Raw genomic sequence first — 13,994 nt, 5'->3', positions numbered from 1 at the left:
ACCGCACCAACATGGGAGGACGAGCATGCAACTGCTCCCCAAGCACATTGAGAAGCTACTTCCGCCGCTGTACAGCCAAGAGGAGCGAGGCGACAGCGCGATCGCCGTCGTGAAGTTCTTTACACCCTGGTCCAACTGGACGTGGTACGCGAGCGAGTACGGTCCCGAGGAGCGTCTGTTCTTCGGCGTGGTCGTCGGACACGAGCGAGAGTTCGGATACTTCTCACTCGACGAGTTGGGAACGATCCGCGGACCGGGCGATCTCACGATCGAGCGTGACCTCTACTGGAAGCCGAAGCCGCTCAAGGAGTGCCGCTGATGGACTCGCATAGCGACGGCCATCAGCTCTCACTGCCCTTCGGCACCATCGCACCAAGGGTGGCCGAGCACGCTGCGTTAGACGTACCGGAGCCAAGGATCATTCGTCGAGGCGGGTGGCCAACCGGCTCTGCGCCACCCTTGCCGATTGACCTCACAGACGCGCAACTGCTCACGCGGTTGCTCGGACCTGCTACCTCGCTCGTATGCGAGAGACTCGCAACGATCTACGAAAGCTTCCGTCATCTTGCAGGCGCCAAACCGAGTGAGCTACGCGATCACGGCTTGAAGCCCGCCGCAATCGAACGGCTCTGCATCGTCTTCGAGATCGCAAAGCGTTTCGGCGAGCACGAGTTCAAGCCTGGAGTACCGCTGCGCGGTAGCCAGGACATCTACGCCCACTTTCGTGAGCACCTCGCGGCCGAGGTCTGCGAGTACTTCTACGCCGTACTGCTCGACAACAAGCACCGAAAGCTGCGCGACATCGTCGTCAGCCAGGGGTCGCTCACGGCATCGATCGTTCATCCACGAGACGTGTTCGCTCACGTGGTGCGATTCAGCGCCGCCGCCGTCATCTTCGTGCACAACCACCCGAGCGGCGATCCGACTCCGAGCCAGGAGGACATCGACATCACGCGTCGGTTGCGTGAGGTCGGCGACTTGGTTGGGGTGCGTGTTCTCGATCACATCGTGATCGGCAAGGGCAGGTATGTATCCTTCGTCGACGATGGGTACTGGAGTTGATCTTTGGACGTTGCCGTTACGTCCCCGAGCCGTCAGGTGTCCCCTGGCGGCTCTTTCTTGAACCGTTCCCGTACGGGGGTGGTGACCCCTTGCTCGTGTTGCTTCTGCAGCATCGCGCGAGTCAGCCGCGGTCTCTCCGTATCCCCTCAATCAGCGATTTCAGAGATCCGTCATTGTGTTTTTTTCTCACGAAACCGGTTTCGATCATTTCCATGCGAAGGTCATCGATCCATGCCGCTCTCAGAAACGCTGCTGAGACAACGAGGAACGTGGCGCTGACCCACACGCCGTGGCATGAGACCACACTTGCAATGAACCACATGCCCGCCAAGAATCCCGTGAGGTAGAGAAAGTGGATACCACTCGCCCGCGCAGCCATCCAATCCTGGGTCCGTGCATCCTGAGAAAGGCGCACGTGGAAATTAACCTCTTCAGCCTCGGTCGCCTGCGTGACTAAACCCGGGTAATTCGCGATCAAGAACGTCCTGTAGTTGCTTCCTACCCTATCCTTGGCCCAGGTGATCACTGTGTTGTGAAGCAGGGAGCGGTAAACAAAGAACCACGCCGTACCAATGCCCCACAGCAAAACGAGAAGGACGGGCGGGGTGAGCTGGGTCGTGAGCTTCACCGTGCCATCCTGATCGAAAAGGAGGCAGAAGAGAAGAAACTGCGTTCCGACAAGCAGGTATCGAACCGCATCGGATACCGAGAGTTGCGGCATATTGCCTCCGAGACCGTGAACTCACCGCGCCTTCTACCCCAAAACCATATCGGCATCCAAACCGATCGCGCCGACAATCGAAGCTTCAGAACAATGCGGCTGGACGTTGCGCATTGACTACGTATGACTATGTCCTGTACCAAGCTCGGCGGACTGCCGCTGGTCACCCGAGTTGTCGGCAACTCCGATATCGGACGCTCTTGGGATCCCAGTGCAGGCTGTTCCCCGCACGTCGCACACATTGAAAAGCAACAGCGCACGGCCGGCTACGGTTCGATCCAGCCGTTAGCCGTGCACTCGAGTGTCTCGCAGCGGCGACTGTTGTCCTGACAGTAGCAGTCAGCCACCTTTCCTTGAAGCGCCGGTGACACGTTCCCCATCTGATGCTCTGCCAGCGTTGGGGTCAGCCCAGCGGGCGAGTACCTGAACTTTTGGATGTACTGGGTGCCCGTAACGCTCGTGATGCAGACCTTGTCTCTTGGCACTGCTGGGTAGTGGTCGGTAACGGTGACCCGAGCGTCACCCTGTGGGGACACCGTCGTCTTGCCGTATCCGATTTGAACTGTCGGTTTAGGGGTGGTGCACGGCTTCAAAGTTGGCGTTGGCGTACCCGTCGATCCTGAATTTACTTCGACCAGGACAATCCACACCAGCCCGACAAGCAGCACCATCAGACCGATGATCGATCCGAGATACGCCCAGCCCCCGGTCCGCTTCCGGATGGCCCAAGTAAGGAACGAGACACCACCGCTGCTCGCTGCAGTTAGCTTTCCCCAAACAGATTCAAAGAACTCCTTGCCAGGCAAGTTGACGGTGAGTGGTTTTCCGGCGACGATGGCGGCCAACCAGAAGACGAACACAGTAAGTGCGCCGGCGCCGACGTAGCTACCTCTTCTTGAGTAGCTGATCCAATGTCTCCACGCGCTCACCCTTCAAAACCGTCCCCAGCTTCGCATCCGACCGGTAGCCATCTGCGAACGCTGACCCGTACTTCCCCCGCAGCGTTCGTACCATCGTATCGCTTCGCTTCTTGCGAATCTCTCCATCTGCGTCGCGCTGCCGATCATCAAGTCCTTTGGGGAAGTGTTTGTTTGTCATCTGCCTCTCCTCTTTTGCGCCCCGATAGAACATGCGCGGGGCACTTGCGACCACCAATCCTCCCACTCAATCCTTCCGGCCGTCCCTTACGCGGGCGATCTCCAATAGCACGCGGTTCACACCATCAATTCGCTCCAGCGCAACTACGATGCGGCGGTATTCTTCTCCCTCGGCGGGCGCACCGCCGTCGCTCGTAATGGAGACAGCAAGCTCTTGTCGTGCGCCGCTTCCAATAATGTCGACGCACACAGGCAGGTATCGACTTCCCTGGCAAACGCGCATAGCTTCCTGCAAAATCAGTTTGGCTCGTTCTTCCACATTCATCGCGTCACTCCCATTCTATTGTCGCTGGGGGCTTATTGGTGACGTCCAAAAACACAGCGTCCACCTTGGACATTCTCCGTATCCGGTCCCCGATCTGCCTGAGAAACCGAACCGGTAGTCTCGCGAAATTCGCCGTCATACCGTCTTCCGAATTCACCGGCCGCAAGATGATCGTCTCCCCCCCTTGAAAAGAGATCGGGGCCAATACAACCGGGAACTGCCATACCTTTTCCGTGAGACCGGCCTTCTCCATCGACGATCTGACTATGAAATCGGCTTGCCTCAACAATTCTACCCGTTCCGCCTCAATTGTCCGCTGGCAGATCCGGGCCTGCTCTAGCCGCACGCCGGGACGGCTTGATATCAAAACGACGACGCGATTGGTTTCCAAGTGCACATTGCAAAGAGATGTGCTCAACGACTGTAGTGTTCGGTAATCAAGTCGCTTACTACGATTGCGCAGCGCGACCACCATCCGATAGGTTCGTGCGTCGCCCTGAACACCAACACTCTGAATCGGCAGCAGTGCGCCCTCATACTTTGCCACCTCGACAGTACGCGCAGCTTCGCTGGACAGGGGCTGTGCCTTACCCGAGGAACGGCTACAAATGCAGCGAATCGCCAAGCCAGGGCCCGGAAACGGCCAACGATTTGTAAGCCTCGGGGGTAGTCCCAAGGCCTTCCCAACACTGCGCACTTCGTCCTTGTAGAACTCCGCAAGCGGTTCAATAACGCGCCCCTGCCGCATCAATTCTTGAATCTCCTCACACCGATTATGATGCGTTTTTATGATGGCCGCTCGTCCATTTGCCCCGCCGGATTCGATAGTGTCCGGATAAATCGTACCCTGTCCGAGAAGCCAGTGCTGTTGATCAATTCCGTACTCACGCATCGCGTCCGATTGAATCTCGACGAATAGGCGGCCAATGATGTGCCGCTTCTCTTCCGGACCAGTGACCCCGCGCAATCGCTCTGCGAATAGCGCCGAAGCTTCCTTCACTCTTAGTCTATCACCCAATCCTAGGCTCCCAAGGTTCGCCCGGAGTTCCTCCGTTTCGCCTTGCCGCATAAGACCAGTATCCACGTAGAGACCGAGTATCCTCTCCTTCGGCAATGCCCGTGCACAGAGGACGAACGCAACCGTCGAGTCAACCCCGCCGCTGACAAGAAAGAAGATGGACCGTCGCTGCGCTGCAGCACGAATTTGCTCAATCAGGATAGGAATTCGACCTGAGGGCGTGCTCCGCCCTCTTATTCGGCATACGCCACGGGCAAAATTCCGCAGGATGTTTTTACCGTATTCCGTGTGAACAACCTCCGGGTGAAACTGAACACCAAATAGGCGGCGTTTGAAGTCGGCGAACGCTGCGTTCCTGCATCGATCTGTGCCCGCAATGGAGGTCGCGCCACGAGGCAGAGCGATGACCGCATCTGAGTGACTCATCCAGACCTGCTGAGCGCGCGGAGTGTCGCGGAACAACGTGTCGCTGGTGCGGACCTCTAGCGCGGCAAATCCGTACTCCCCTTCACGGTGCGCCACCTCGCCGCCAAGCATCTTCGCCAAGAGCTGATGGCCGTAGCAAATGCCGAGAACTGGAACACCCAAATGCAGCACCCCTTCATCGATGCTTGGCGCTCCCTGGTTGTAGACACTTTGCGGGCCGCCCGACAGAATGACCCCGCGGTGCTGCGATAGGACCTCCGTCGGCACGTCGGGTCCGTAGATATGAGAGTCGACGCCAATGTCTCGTAGCCGCCGTGCGATGAGGTGGCAGTATTGGCCGCCGAGATCAATGATGGCTAGATTGTTTGTGTCTGTCAGCATGTGTTCATTCTCTGATGGTAGTAGATGCATGACCTAATGGTACAAGACGACCGCCAAAAACCCAATGTTCTGTGCACGACGATACGGCCAAACCCGTACCGCTAGCTGCCCGACTTCTCGCTCCCAGGGACCAGTTGCTTGCCAATACGTTCCATGGCTTGCGCGGCGATCCGTGACCCGCTCGACCCAGCTCAGTGCACGGCCAATCTCTTGATCGATACGTTGGCGATCAACCTTCGGACGGATACTGCTCTTCACTGCAATTCGCCACCACCGGTGCTTCACGCCGGACTCACTGACAAATAATTCGGCCACGCCAACCGACCATGCCGCCAGCTCGCAGATGCGGCGCGCGACCGCCATCGTGGAGACATCGAAGATTCCCGCAAGCACGGTCAAGGATTCGGCACATGGCGTCAGGCCAGCGAGGCGCCTGAGAAAGAGTGCGCGCGGCATCAAGAGTTCAGTGGCGATCCGGTTGCAAAGCTTCTCCTCTCTTGCCTGAATGGTCGACACCGTAAACCTGATGTTGCGCTCTTTAGGATACGCGGGTTTCCTCTCAAGGAAGCACAAATGCCCCAGTTCATGGCACACGGTAAACCTAATCCTTCGCTCTGAATCAGTAGGACGGAATTCAATTCTTGGAGCCTCTCCGTCAAACACAACGCGCCCAGAAACGCCTGGCGGAAGGGTAGCGGCGTGAACCGTCACGCCGAAGTACTCTGCACATTCAAAAGGATCGAACGGCACACGCTTGGACTGGCGACAGGTAGAGCGGATCCCTTGAGCTACATCCCGAACGCGAGGGTCCAAGACGTGCCCGGACTCGATGAGGCCGAACTGCGGAAAGCTGTATTGACTCATGTGAATCAACAGGGCGAGTACGCCAACCCGTAGAGCTCCACCAACTGGTGGAGGCGACCCCAGTTCATCGGAACTCCATCAATCCAAATCTTCGCCCCACTGAAATGGCAAAGCTCCGTGCCGAAGCGATGGGTTGCTCCGAAGGCTCGAGCGAGAAGCTCCTTAAGCTCCTCAGCGGGAATCTCAAGAATTCTCACGTCCATACGTGTGCCGTTCAACAGACCTCCGACCAGGACGTTGTCGATGTCCTTCAGATTCGCCGCGAGTTCCTCTGGCGACGGTGCGTTCTTTACAGGTTCTATGTGGAGCCTCAACTCTCCTGCTGGTTTTCGGATATAAAGGATGAACGAAGCCTCCAGGGGCGCTTCGTCCTGCGGGAACCAACGTCCTGGGATCGCTGGCGGAGGTGCTTTGCCAGCGAGGACCCCACGATTCCGGTGGACGATGACCTCAATTGCTCCCCCAAACGTCAGGCGTTTCGCCAGGTCGGGATCGACGACGTTTAGCTTTGTGCAGCCCCAGCGCGTTTGGGGCGCACGGCCCTTGTGGGGCTGTGCTTTCGAGCCGCTGAGAAGTTTGTGGCGATCAGCGCCCGCGCGGTTGCCGTGTCCGTTACGAGAACGTTGCATAGGTTCACCTCTACCGTGGTCCGAATGATCTCCAACTTCTCCAGCCCCCCTGCCACCAGGATCACACGTGTGTCCGACCGGGTGGACAACATCGAGAGGGTCTCCGCCGAAAGAACCGACTGCTCATCAAGAACGGGAGCGCTCACGAGGCGCCGGTTCTCATCGAAAAAACTGTAGAGAAAATCGCCTACGGCCCCTTTGGCTAGGAGCAGCTTGGAAACCTCTTCCCCAAGCAGCCTCGCCAAGGGACATTGTGCGGTGAACGGCGCACACGAACCAACAACAAAGTACTTTGGCTGTGCTTCTGTCACCGCGCGGCTTGGATTCAGAACTTCCTCGGGGTCACATCCGACAAGCCGAGCCGTGGCCCCGGGGCTGAACAACAACCAAAGCAGCGTCGTTAGAGTGTTTGCATGGGCATTGAGAACATACGGGTCGTTCTGGCGATACCCCAGCGCTACGATCTGGACCTCGATCCGCCTGGGCAACATCTGTTCGACCACGCACCAAGTCTGTCGCCCACCCCCGAGCGCAAGCACAGCCCCATTTGAGATGTGTTCATTGATGTAGCCGGCGGTCAAACGGCCAAGCGATTCCCGCAGGTCTCGTTCATGGATCGGAACATCGGGGGCGATGAGGACCTCGGAAAGCTCATAGCGCTCAGCAACCGACTTCTCCAAGTCGCTTCGTTGACGCAGCTTCGCAAGCAGCGGCTGCGCACTTCGGTGGGATTCGACGGCGAGCAATTCCGCGCGTAGAGCCTGCGCGCAGATCTCCGACAGATTGATCTTTCTGCGCCACTTGGAAACCAGTGGTGCCAGATCTTTCGGGATGGAGATATTGAGCCGACTCACGATTGAGTCTCTAGCAGAGAGGAATGCGCATTGTCAACGGGAATGCGCATTCAGACGGGTACCCGGTGAAAGACACATACCGGCGGCGCTCGAAGCGCGTCAGCATCACCACCGCGCTTGTGTTGGGAGAGCGCACCAATCTTCCTGGTGGACGTTCAGATGTGACCTGCCCCCCAGACCCTACTGGGTCCATCGAAAGAGCAAGCCAGCCACAACGAGGCCGACGTCTACAACCAGGGCAGCCCATATGTGCTGGCTCCAACTAGCCTTGTGATTGGCCGCTCGCTGATCGAGGCTCCTTGCAAGTACACGCAGCACTTCAGCAACTGTGCTTCGCGGGACAGTTCTCCTCCGACGCCTTCTGCGCGTCCGCACTCGCTGACCGTCTCGCATCGACGCCTCCCGTCCGATTCCGGCGAATCTTGTCATCATGGGATCTCTTCGCGCTCCGGTTCCTACGATCGAGCGTCGTTGGCGCCGGCTACTCTTCAACAGTGGTTTGAGCTTGTACTCTCCAATTCAAGCACGGCTTCAAACCGCGCCTATAGATTTTCGCAAAACCCCCCTAAAACGAATCTTTTCAGCGGCCTGATTCTGCAGTTCTCGGATGCGCTCCCTTGTTACTCCAAACCGGCTCGCGACCTCTTCAAGCGTGTAGTCGGCTTGCTCACCAATCCCAAAACGCATTCGTAGAATTTGCTCCTGGCGCGGTGTCAACGTTCCAAGGAGCCTTCGTACCTCTTCGGATCTCTCGCTCTCCTCAACAAGCATGCTGGGATCACCGTCATCTATCCGCAGAAACTCCCCAAGCCTCGTCTTCCCGGTCTGGCCGACAGGGGTCTCTAGAGAAACCGTTTCCGCCAGCGTCCACGCAAGTAGATCGTGTGCAAGGTGCTCGTCTAAAGGCTTTCCCAACTTCATCGACATTTGCTCGCTAGGAGGCTCCCCTCCAAGCAATTGCTGACGGACCGGAGTGTTCGTGAGCCGACTAGGTGTTACCACTCTTCTGTATATCGCGTCCGGAATCCGCATTCCCCAGCGGCTCCTTCGAGTCTCCCCCAGTATCCTGTTGCGAATCCACCACCTTGCGTACGTATTGAAGCGGCTCCGACGTTTGAGGTCGAACCGATCAAGCGCCAACAAAATTCCCTCGTTGCCAGCGCTGACCAAATCTTCGAATTCAATGTACCCTCGATTTGGGCCGTAGGCCTTGTGGGCAGCCGACATGACGAGCGGCTGGTGTGCCACAACGAGCCGTTCGCATGCTTCTCGTCCACGCCTTGCACGCTGTTTGAGATCTTCGATACTATTGTCGCCATTCGATTGGCCATTGAGTTTTTGACTTTGCGCCGCGGCCGCCAACCCTTCGCGGTAGGTCGTAATCAAGGCAACTTCTTCGTTGCGGCTCAGTCCACGAGAATTCGTTCTGGTCACGGCTCCAACACCCGCCACGAGGCAACTGACTCTTATGTATGGGGGCGCCAAGGGGTTGTCACCAAAGAAACGCGGGAGTGTTGATTTTCTGACCGATTCTAGCATCCGATGCGCCACCTGAGCGCGCGCAGGAGATCCCGGCGCACGAGTGGCCGCCCCCAAAAGAGGTCCATGACAGGATGTGGATCGATCGTCTGCTTTCTAAAATGCGATAGCCAATACATTGTGGTATCCGGCCGGTCACTCCTGGCCTGATGCATGCCACCGAACGTGCAAATGCGGGATAGGTCAAAATCGCAGTTCGCTCGATCTCGTCGAGGTTGACCTGGTCGGTAGTGCGGTCGTAGAGATTGGTCGTGCGTAGCGACCGAGACGGCCTTCATCTTCCGGAAGTCGATCGTCGACACTGAGGGCGAATCGTGACTCCGAACATCGATTGGAGGGATCCCAGACTCAGGTTCGTCCTCCGCTGCCTTTTGCCCGACCACCCAAGACCTGGGCGATCGCCTGTTTCCTCAGTTCCGCTTCCTCGGGAGATACAGACTGATACCGCCGCTTCACGCGGTATCCACGCACCGTCGTCTCACCGCTCGCTTCGCCGGCAGCGAGTTCGTCCAGGAAGAGCACTAGGTCTTCCGGTTGAAGGAAGCGGACCCGCGCTTGCGTCTTCGTTTCCAATACAGCCGTCGAGCGTTCCTTGAGGCGGCGGACTGTCTTCGGGTCGTTCGAGAGCGCTATGACGGTTTCGTAGCCGCCGGCCAGACACTTCTGGATGTTGTCGATCTCATGGTCGGTCTCGGTGGTGACCGAGATCTCGCAAGCGATCCTCCGCTCGCCCTTCTCCAAGGACACATCGACGCTTCCCGCGCCTGCCAAGATCGGTTGCTCGATCACAGCGCGGTAGCCGCGATCTTCGGCCAGCCGCTTCACGAGATGCTGGAGGTACTTGTGCTCCCGTCCGCCACGTCCCAGAAGAGGTGGAGAGACGAGAGCGAGGCGAGTCTTCTTCTCCGCCGCTGCGCTCACCGTGTCTTTTGACGACGCTGCGGCTGGTGGAGCTGGCGCTGGCGGTTGTGTCGGCTCGCGTGATGGTGCGGCATCGCGCCGCGTTTTCGCTGGCGCCCTTGGCGCATCAGCTACCGCCGTATCGGCATGTGCTAAAGCAAGAATAGCCTCCACCTCGACGCGTGGCCTTGCATACTGCGCGCGTGAACGTCGGATGATCTCTTCGCGCCGCTTGTCTGCGAGCGCAGCACCGACTGCTGGCGCTGGAGCGGTCTTGAGAGTGAAGTCATGCTCGGCACGTTCCACACGGCAGATCGCTTCACCCACTCCGAGACTCTGGAGGTCGGTGGCATTGAATGATGAAAAGCCCTCGGCGAGTTTCTTCGCGTCCCAGTCGCCGACGCGGAAACAGATGCGCGTACAGGGGTTGGTGAGAACGGCGCTGCCCACGTTCGCGTCCTGATCCCAGAGCTGTCGCATCTCCTGATGGGCCAGGACGAGTCCGAGCCGATACTTCCTCGCGGCAGAGAGGATTGAGGCCACGCTCGGCGTCACGAAGTTGTGGAACTCGTCGATGTAGAGGGTGAACGGGCGCCGTCCCGCCGCGGCCATCTCCTGCCGACCCATGGCGAGCTGGTGGAACTTGGTGACGAGGAGCGCACCGAGGAGGTAAGAGTTTTCTTCGCCGATCAGGCCGTGGGACAGTTTGGCGAGGAAGATCTTGCCGTCGTTCATGATGCGGCCAAAGTCGAGCCCCTCGCGCTGTGCCACCATGTATCGGATCGGCTTCGGGCGCAGGAAGGTGTTGAGGCGGGTCAGGATAGGCGCCTGCGGCGAACCCTTGAGGAGCGGGAACTCTCGCTGGAAGTAGTAACTGATCTCCGGGTCAGTGACGCTTCTGAGGTACTCCTCGCGGAAGGGCTTCTCGGTGAGGAACCGCCGAAGGTCGAGAAGCGTGCCGCCACGCTCGTTCTCCAGAATGGCGAGGATCGCATTTGAGAGCACGGCCTGCATCTGGTCGCCGAAGGAAGTCGAGAACCGCCTAAAGATGGCCGCGAGGTCGGAGGCAAGCAGCGTCTTCTCCAGCTCCGAGTGCGCCGAGAGGATGTTGAACCCAACCGGATACTGGTCATCCGACGGATCGAGGAGAACGACATCGTTGTACCGTTCTTCGGGCACGTGGCTAAGAACCGCATCGATCAAGTCCCCGTGCGGATCGAGGACGCCGATACCCTGGCCGCTCTGGATGTCCTGCACGATGAGATTCAAAAGCAATGTCGATTTGCCAGTACCGCTCGCTCCGATGAGATAGGCGTGTCGGCTTCGCTGCTCAGCGTTCAGTGTAACCGTCATCGTCTTCCCGGCATGGCGGTTCTCACCAAGCACCAACTCGTGACCGATGACGGTCGCCGGCGCGGCCTTCGTCTTCCGTCGTTCACGTTCGAGTTTCGCGAGACGCACCGATGCAGACGGCGGGTGGACGAGCGAGACGAGTTCTTCGGTGTTCAGGATCATTCCGCCGCGCCGAGTGGTACGGTGGAGCAGGTCACGTTCATGCTCCTCATCGTCGTACCCATCGTCCGTCAGTGGAATCAGTTCGTTGCTCGCTGGCTCGGCGAGCTGGCCGAGCGAACGAACGAGCCCACGCACCAGTGTCTGAGCCCGGCCTTCGGTTGCGCTCTTCGCCGCAGCGCGGATCACGACGGCTGAGAGCGGACGCGAGATCTTCTCTTTGGCGAGCGCCACCATCTCCGGCGCGTCGGCAAAGAAGGATTGGCCCGTACCGTCGGTCACCGCACGCATGATGCTCTCCGCCCACGCGTGACGGCACGATTGGAAGACAACTTGAAGCACCGCTACTTCACCAGAACGGACATCCGAGAGAGCACCGATGATGGCGATCAGCGGATCAACGCCGAAGTTGCGGAAGGTGCGGACTGGACGCATGAACTCGTTCGACAATCCGAAATCGATGATGAGTCGATCGCTCCAGCCGGCTTCTTGCCACGCGTGAGAGAGGAAATCTTTCCGCTGGTCGACGATCGCCTCGGGGAAGTATGCCGTGATCTGTTGGGCTACCGGCACGGCCTCCGTCTCGCGACAGGAGAGCTGGACGGAAATCGCCTCGGGCGTGCCGATTATCTCGAAGCCGACTGGCGAGGGACAGGTACTGAGTGACAGAACGAGCTGCTCCGCCGCTTCGCGGCTCACTTCTTCATCGGCTGGAAGAACGATCGCGAGTTCGCAGCGTGCTGCTTCGAGGTCGTCGTCGCAGATGGTCGCTTCCTCTTCTTGCGGAACGGGTGATGCTTTCGGCGACGACGCCCCGCGCACGAGACCTTTGACCAGTTCGGCGATACCGCTGAAGAGCGTGTGCTGGCGACCGTCGTCGGGCAGGCGAGCGCCGGGGATGAGGTATCGACGGAACGGGACGAACGGCGGTTCGAGAACGACGGGCGCGTCATGCACCTGCCAGCCCCGCCCACGTCGCTCCCAATCATAGAACTGGGCGGTGAGGAGTTCGGTGGCGGAGAGCGGCGGGGGCGTTCTTCCGTCCGCCATCGGTCACCTAACGGCCAAACCCTCGCATGATCGGCTTCCACTCTTCCTCGGTGAGCAGGCGAACCCCCTGTGCCTTGCACAGATCATCGATCACCTCTTTGAGGGCCTGTTGGACCGCGGTGTAGAACATGGTGGCGGTGTCGATGCGGTAGTATGTCGGGCGCGGCGGGAAGAAGAGAGGGCGGATGATGCCGAAGATCACGACGAGCAGGACGAACAGCACGTCAAGGCCGAGCATCACCAAGAGTTGAATGATTTGTTCGCGTATGGGCGGATTCAGAGTGAAAGTCTGCATCGGATTGCGCCGCATGAGATCCAGAAGAGCACCGAACCCGAAGACAAAGCCAAAGATGGTCAGCACGACCGCGACGAGGATGCTCGGCGGCGGGAGACATAGCCAACTGGATGCGAAGAAGCCGGTCCCAAATGGAGCACCGCAGATGTCGATCAGCATCTTGCCTCGCCGCACCCGCAGGTACAGCCGCCGTGCCGAGAACCAGCCGCCCTCTGGCCACTGGACACTGCCGATCTTGCAGTCTGGAATCTCCCGGCGCTTGATGGCGGCGGCTACGGATTTGTAGAAATCCTTGGGAGAGGCTTGAAGTCCCTCAATGAGGTGCGACCAGTGACGGTGGGCCGTCTCGATACCGCCTCTAGGCATGGCTGTCCCTCCGTGGCGCGGAATTCGGAACGCAGGCGACCTGCGGCGTCACCCACTGGCTGCGCGAGCGCAGCCTTTCGGGGTAGCCAGATAGCATCCAAGAGACCCCAGGCTTCATCACTGCAATCCCGCGATCGCTGGAAGCCTCTTCACCACGGTGAGGAGTTGTCCCTTCGAGAAGAATTCGAACCACACGCTCACGTTCCGGTCCGGACTCAGGCCTTGGACCGAGTAGCCGGTCCTGGCAAGGTCATTGTCGGTAATTGCGAACGTTACTTCCTTCTCGGTGCGTTGTGTGATGGGGAGATCAAAAAAGATCGGCTTGAATCTGCCGTCCTCTAACTTGCCAAGCGAGGCTCTCCGGAACTCCCACGTGTCATTGGAACCTTCTTTCCCGCCGGCGTCGGCGAACGTGGGCTCGGCGCTTACGACGATCTCGGACGGGCGCACGACGGCCGATGCTACGAGCTTGCGGTTCTCGACGTGCACAAAGGTTGAGGTCGTCGCGTAATCACCAGCGGTCTTGAAGAAGGCATCGACACGATACACGCACATGACGCCTGCCGGCCGCTGATCATCAAATGGAAAAGCGTACTCCGCCTCGATACTTGCTGGATACACGTCCTGCTCGCGGAAGAACCAAAGCACCCGCTCCGACTCCACGTCGCGAAGAGAAAAACGGATTGGCTCGCCGGCAAAGAACGATGCTGCCCCAGGTCGCGTCGGCGAGGTCGTGCTGATTTTCCCCGTTTGCCCCAGTGGACCCCAACTCTTCAGCGCCCCTAGAATGACATCCTTTCCTCCCAGTTCGCTAACCCAGAGGGCCATGCCGGCGACGACAAGCGGAATGAGAAATGCCAGAGTTCGCTTCATGCTCACCTCCACCCACTAGAATTTTACAACGTCACAGTTTGCTAGACCGGCGCGGACGAACACGATGCGCAACCACGCAGCG

The 13,994-nt window shown here is 58.9% G+C and carries 15 protein-coding genes; 4 read left to right on the top strand and 11 right to left on the bottom strand.

What is annotated here, in order from left to right; genetic code table 11:
- Nucleotides 1-25 precede the first annotated feature (25 nt).
- Nucleotides 26-319: a DUF2958 domain-containing protein gene (locus tag HYR72_27055; protein ID MBI1818659.1), complete on the top strand. Its 294-nt coding sequence runs from the start codon at nt 26-28 to the stop codon at nt 317-319.
- Nucleotides 319-1,062, top strand: coding sequence for a DNA repair protein RadC (gene radC, locus HYR72_27050; protein MBI1818658.1), 744 nt, complete (start codon nt 319-321; stop codon nt 1,060-1,062). The genes HYR72_27055 and radC overlap by 1 nt, the downstream gene beginning before the upstream one ends.
- Nucleotides 1,063-1,183: 121 nt before the next feature.
- On the opposite strand, the gene HYR72_27045 is transcribed toward radC, so the two are convergent.
- The 9 genes from HYR72_27045 to HYR72_27005 form a co-directional block, all read right to left on the bottom strand.
- Complete coding sequence (locus HYR72_27045; protein ID MBI1818657.1) at nt 1,184-1,783, bottom strand: hypothetical protein; 600 nt, start codon at nt 1,781-1,783, stop codon at nt 1,184-1,186.
- 266 nt (nt 1,784-2,049) lie between these two features.
- Nucleotides 2,050-2,712, bottom strand: coding sequence for a hypothetical protein (locus HYR72_27040; GenBank protein MBI1818656.1), 663 nt, complete (start codon nt 2,710-2,712; stop codon nt 2,050-2,052).
- 235 nt (nt 2,713-2,947) lie between these two features.
- Nucleotides 2,948-3,205 (bottom strand): hypothetical protein, encoded by a 258-nt coding sequence (locus tag HYR72_27035; GenBank protein ID MBI1818655.1) that lies wholly within the window; start codon nt 3,203-3,205, stop codon nt 2,948-2,950.
- A 4-nt stretch (nt 3,206-3,209) separates the two neighbouring features.
- Entirely contained in the window at nt 3,210-5,030 is a 1,821-nt protein-coding gene (gene guaA, locus HYR72_27030; GenBank protein ID MBI1818654.1) for a glutamine-hydrolyzing GMP synthase, read from the bottom strand.
- Between the two features lie 33 nt (nt 5,031-5,063).
- Nucleotides 5,064-5,894, bottom strand: coding sequence for an ImmA/IrrE family metallo-endopeptidase (locus tag HYR72_27025; GenBank protein ID MBI1818653.1), 831 nt, complete (start codon nt 5,892-5,894; stop codon nt 5,064-5,066).
- A 5-nt stretch (nt 5,895-5,899) separates the two neighbouring features.
- Nucleotides 5,900-6,208, bottom strand: coding sequence for a hypothetical protein (locus HYR72_27020; protein MBI1818652.1), 309 nt, complete (start codon nt 6,206-6,208; stop codon nt 5,900-5,902).
- Between the two features lie 188 nt (nt 6,209-6,396).
- On the bottom strand, nt 6,397-7,377 hold the full coding sequence (locus HYR72_27015; protein ID MBI1818651.1) for a hypothetical protein: 981 nt from the start codon (nt 7,375-7,377) through the stop codon (nt 6,397-6,399).
- A 531-nt stretch (nt 7,378-7,908) separates the two neighbouring features.
- The gene (locus HYR72_27010) at nt 7,909-8,763 is read right to left on the bottom strand and encodes a sigma-70 family RNA polymerase sigma factor (protein MBI1818650.1); all 855 of its coding nucleotides are present in this window, start codon (nt 8,761-8,763) and stop codon (nt 7,909-7,911) included.
- Nucleotides 8,764-9,264: 501 nt separating this feature from the next.
- Complete coding sequence (locus tag HYR72_27005) at nt 9,265-11,331, bottom strand: ATP-binding protein (protein MBI1818649.1); 2,067 nt, start codon at nt 11,329-11,331, stop codon at nt 9,265-9,267.
- Nucleotides 11,332-11,352: 21 nt separating this feature from the next.
- On the opposite strand from HYR72_27005, the gene HYR72_27000 reads away from it, so the two are divergent.
- Complete coding sequence (locus HYR72_27000) at nt 11,353-11,526, top strand: hypothetical protein (GenBank protein ID MBI1818648.1); 174 nt, start codon at nt 11,353-11,355, stop codon at nt 11,524-11,526.
- Between the two features lie 135 nt (nt 11,527-11,661).
- Nucleotides 11,662-11,994: a hypothetical protein gene (locus HYR72_26995; protein MBI1818647.1), complete on the top strand. Its 333-nt coding sequence runs from the start codon at nt 11,662-11,664 to the stop codon at nt 11,992-11,994.
- Between the two features lie 391 nt (nt 11,995-12,385).
- Here the strand turns inward: HYR72_26995 and HYR72_26990 are convergent, their stop codons facing one another.
- Complete coding sequence (locus HYR72_26990; GenBank protein ID MBI1818646.1) at nt 12,386-13,039, bottom strand: hypothetical protein; 654 nt, start codon at nt 13,037-13,039, stop codon at nt 12,386-12,388.
- Between the two features lie 117 nt (nt 13,040-13,156).
- A complete protein-coding gene (locus tag HYR72_26985; protein ID MBI1818645.1) occupies nt 13,157-13,912 on the bottom strand; it encodes a hypothetical protein in 756 nt (251 codons plus the stop codon).
- Nucleotides 13,913-13,994: the final 82 nt, after the last annotated feature.

The organism is Deltaproteobacteria bacterium (assembly GCA_016178705.1).
Taxonomy (GTDB): Bacteria; Desulfobacterota; Binatia; order HRBIN30; family JACQVA1; genus JACOST01.
The sequence above is the reverse complement of the archived record's forward strand: the minus strand, read 5'-3'. Positions and strand labels throughout refer to the sequence as shown.

What these genes read in the sequence shown, in the direction of transcription:
- HYR72_27055 (MBI1818659.1), top strand. Translation starts at nt 26, where the DNA reads ATGCAACTGCTCCCCAAGCACATTGAGAAGCTACTTCCGCCGCTGTAC.
- radC (MBI1818658.1), top strand. Translation starts at nt 319, where the DNA reads ATGGACTCGCATAGCGACGGCCATCAGCTCTCACTGCCCTTCGGCACC.
- HYR72_27045 (MBI1818657.1), bottom strand. Translation starts at nt 1,783, where the DNA reads ATGCCGCAACTCTCGGTATCCGATGCGGTTCGATACCTGCTTGTCGGA.
- HYR72_27035 (MBI1818655.1), bottom strand. Translation starts at nt 3,205, where the DNA reads ATGAATGTGGAAGAACGAGCCAAACTGATTTTGCAGGAAGCTATGCGC.
- guaA (MBI1818654.1), bottom strand. Translation starts at nt 5,030, where the DNA reads ATGCTGACAGACACAAACAATCTAGCCATCATTGATCTCGGCGGCCAA.
- HYR72_27025 (MBI1818653.1), bottom strand. Translation starts at nt 5,894, where the DNA reads ATGAGTCAATACAGCTTTCCGCAGTTCGGCCTCATCGAGTCCGGGCAC.
- HYR72_27005 (MBI1818649.1), bottom strand. Translation starts at nt 11,331, where the DNA reads ATGATCCTGAACACCGAAGAACTCGTCTCGCTCGTCCACCCGCCGTCT.
- HYR72_26990 (MBI1818646.1), bottom strand. Translation starts at nt 13,039, where the DNA reads ATGCCTAGAGGCGGTATCGAGACGGCCCACCGTCACTGGTCGCACCTC.
- HYR72_26985 (MBI1818645.1), bottom strand. Translation starts at nt 13,912, where the DNA reads ATGAAGCGAACTCTGGCATTTCTCATTCCGCTTGTCGTCGCCGGCATG.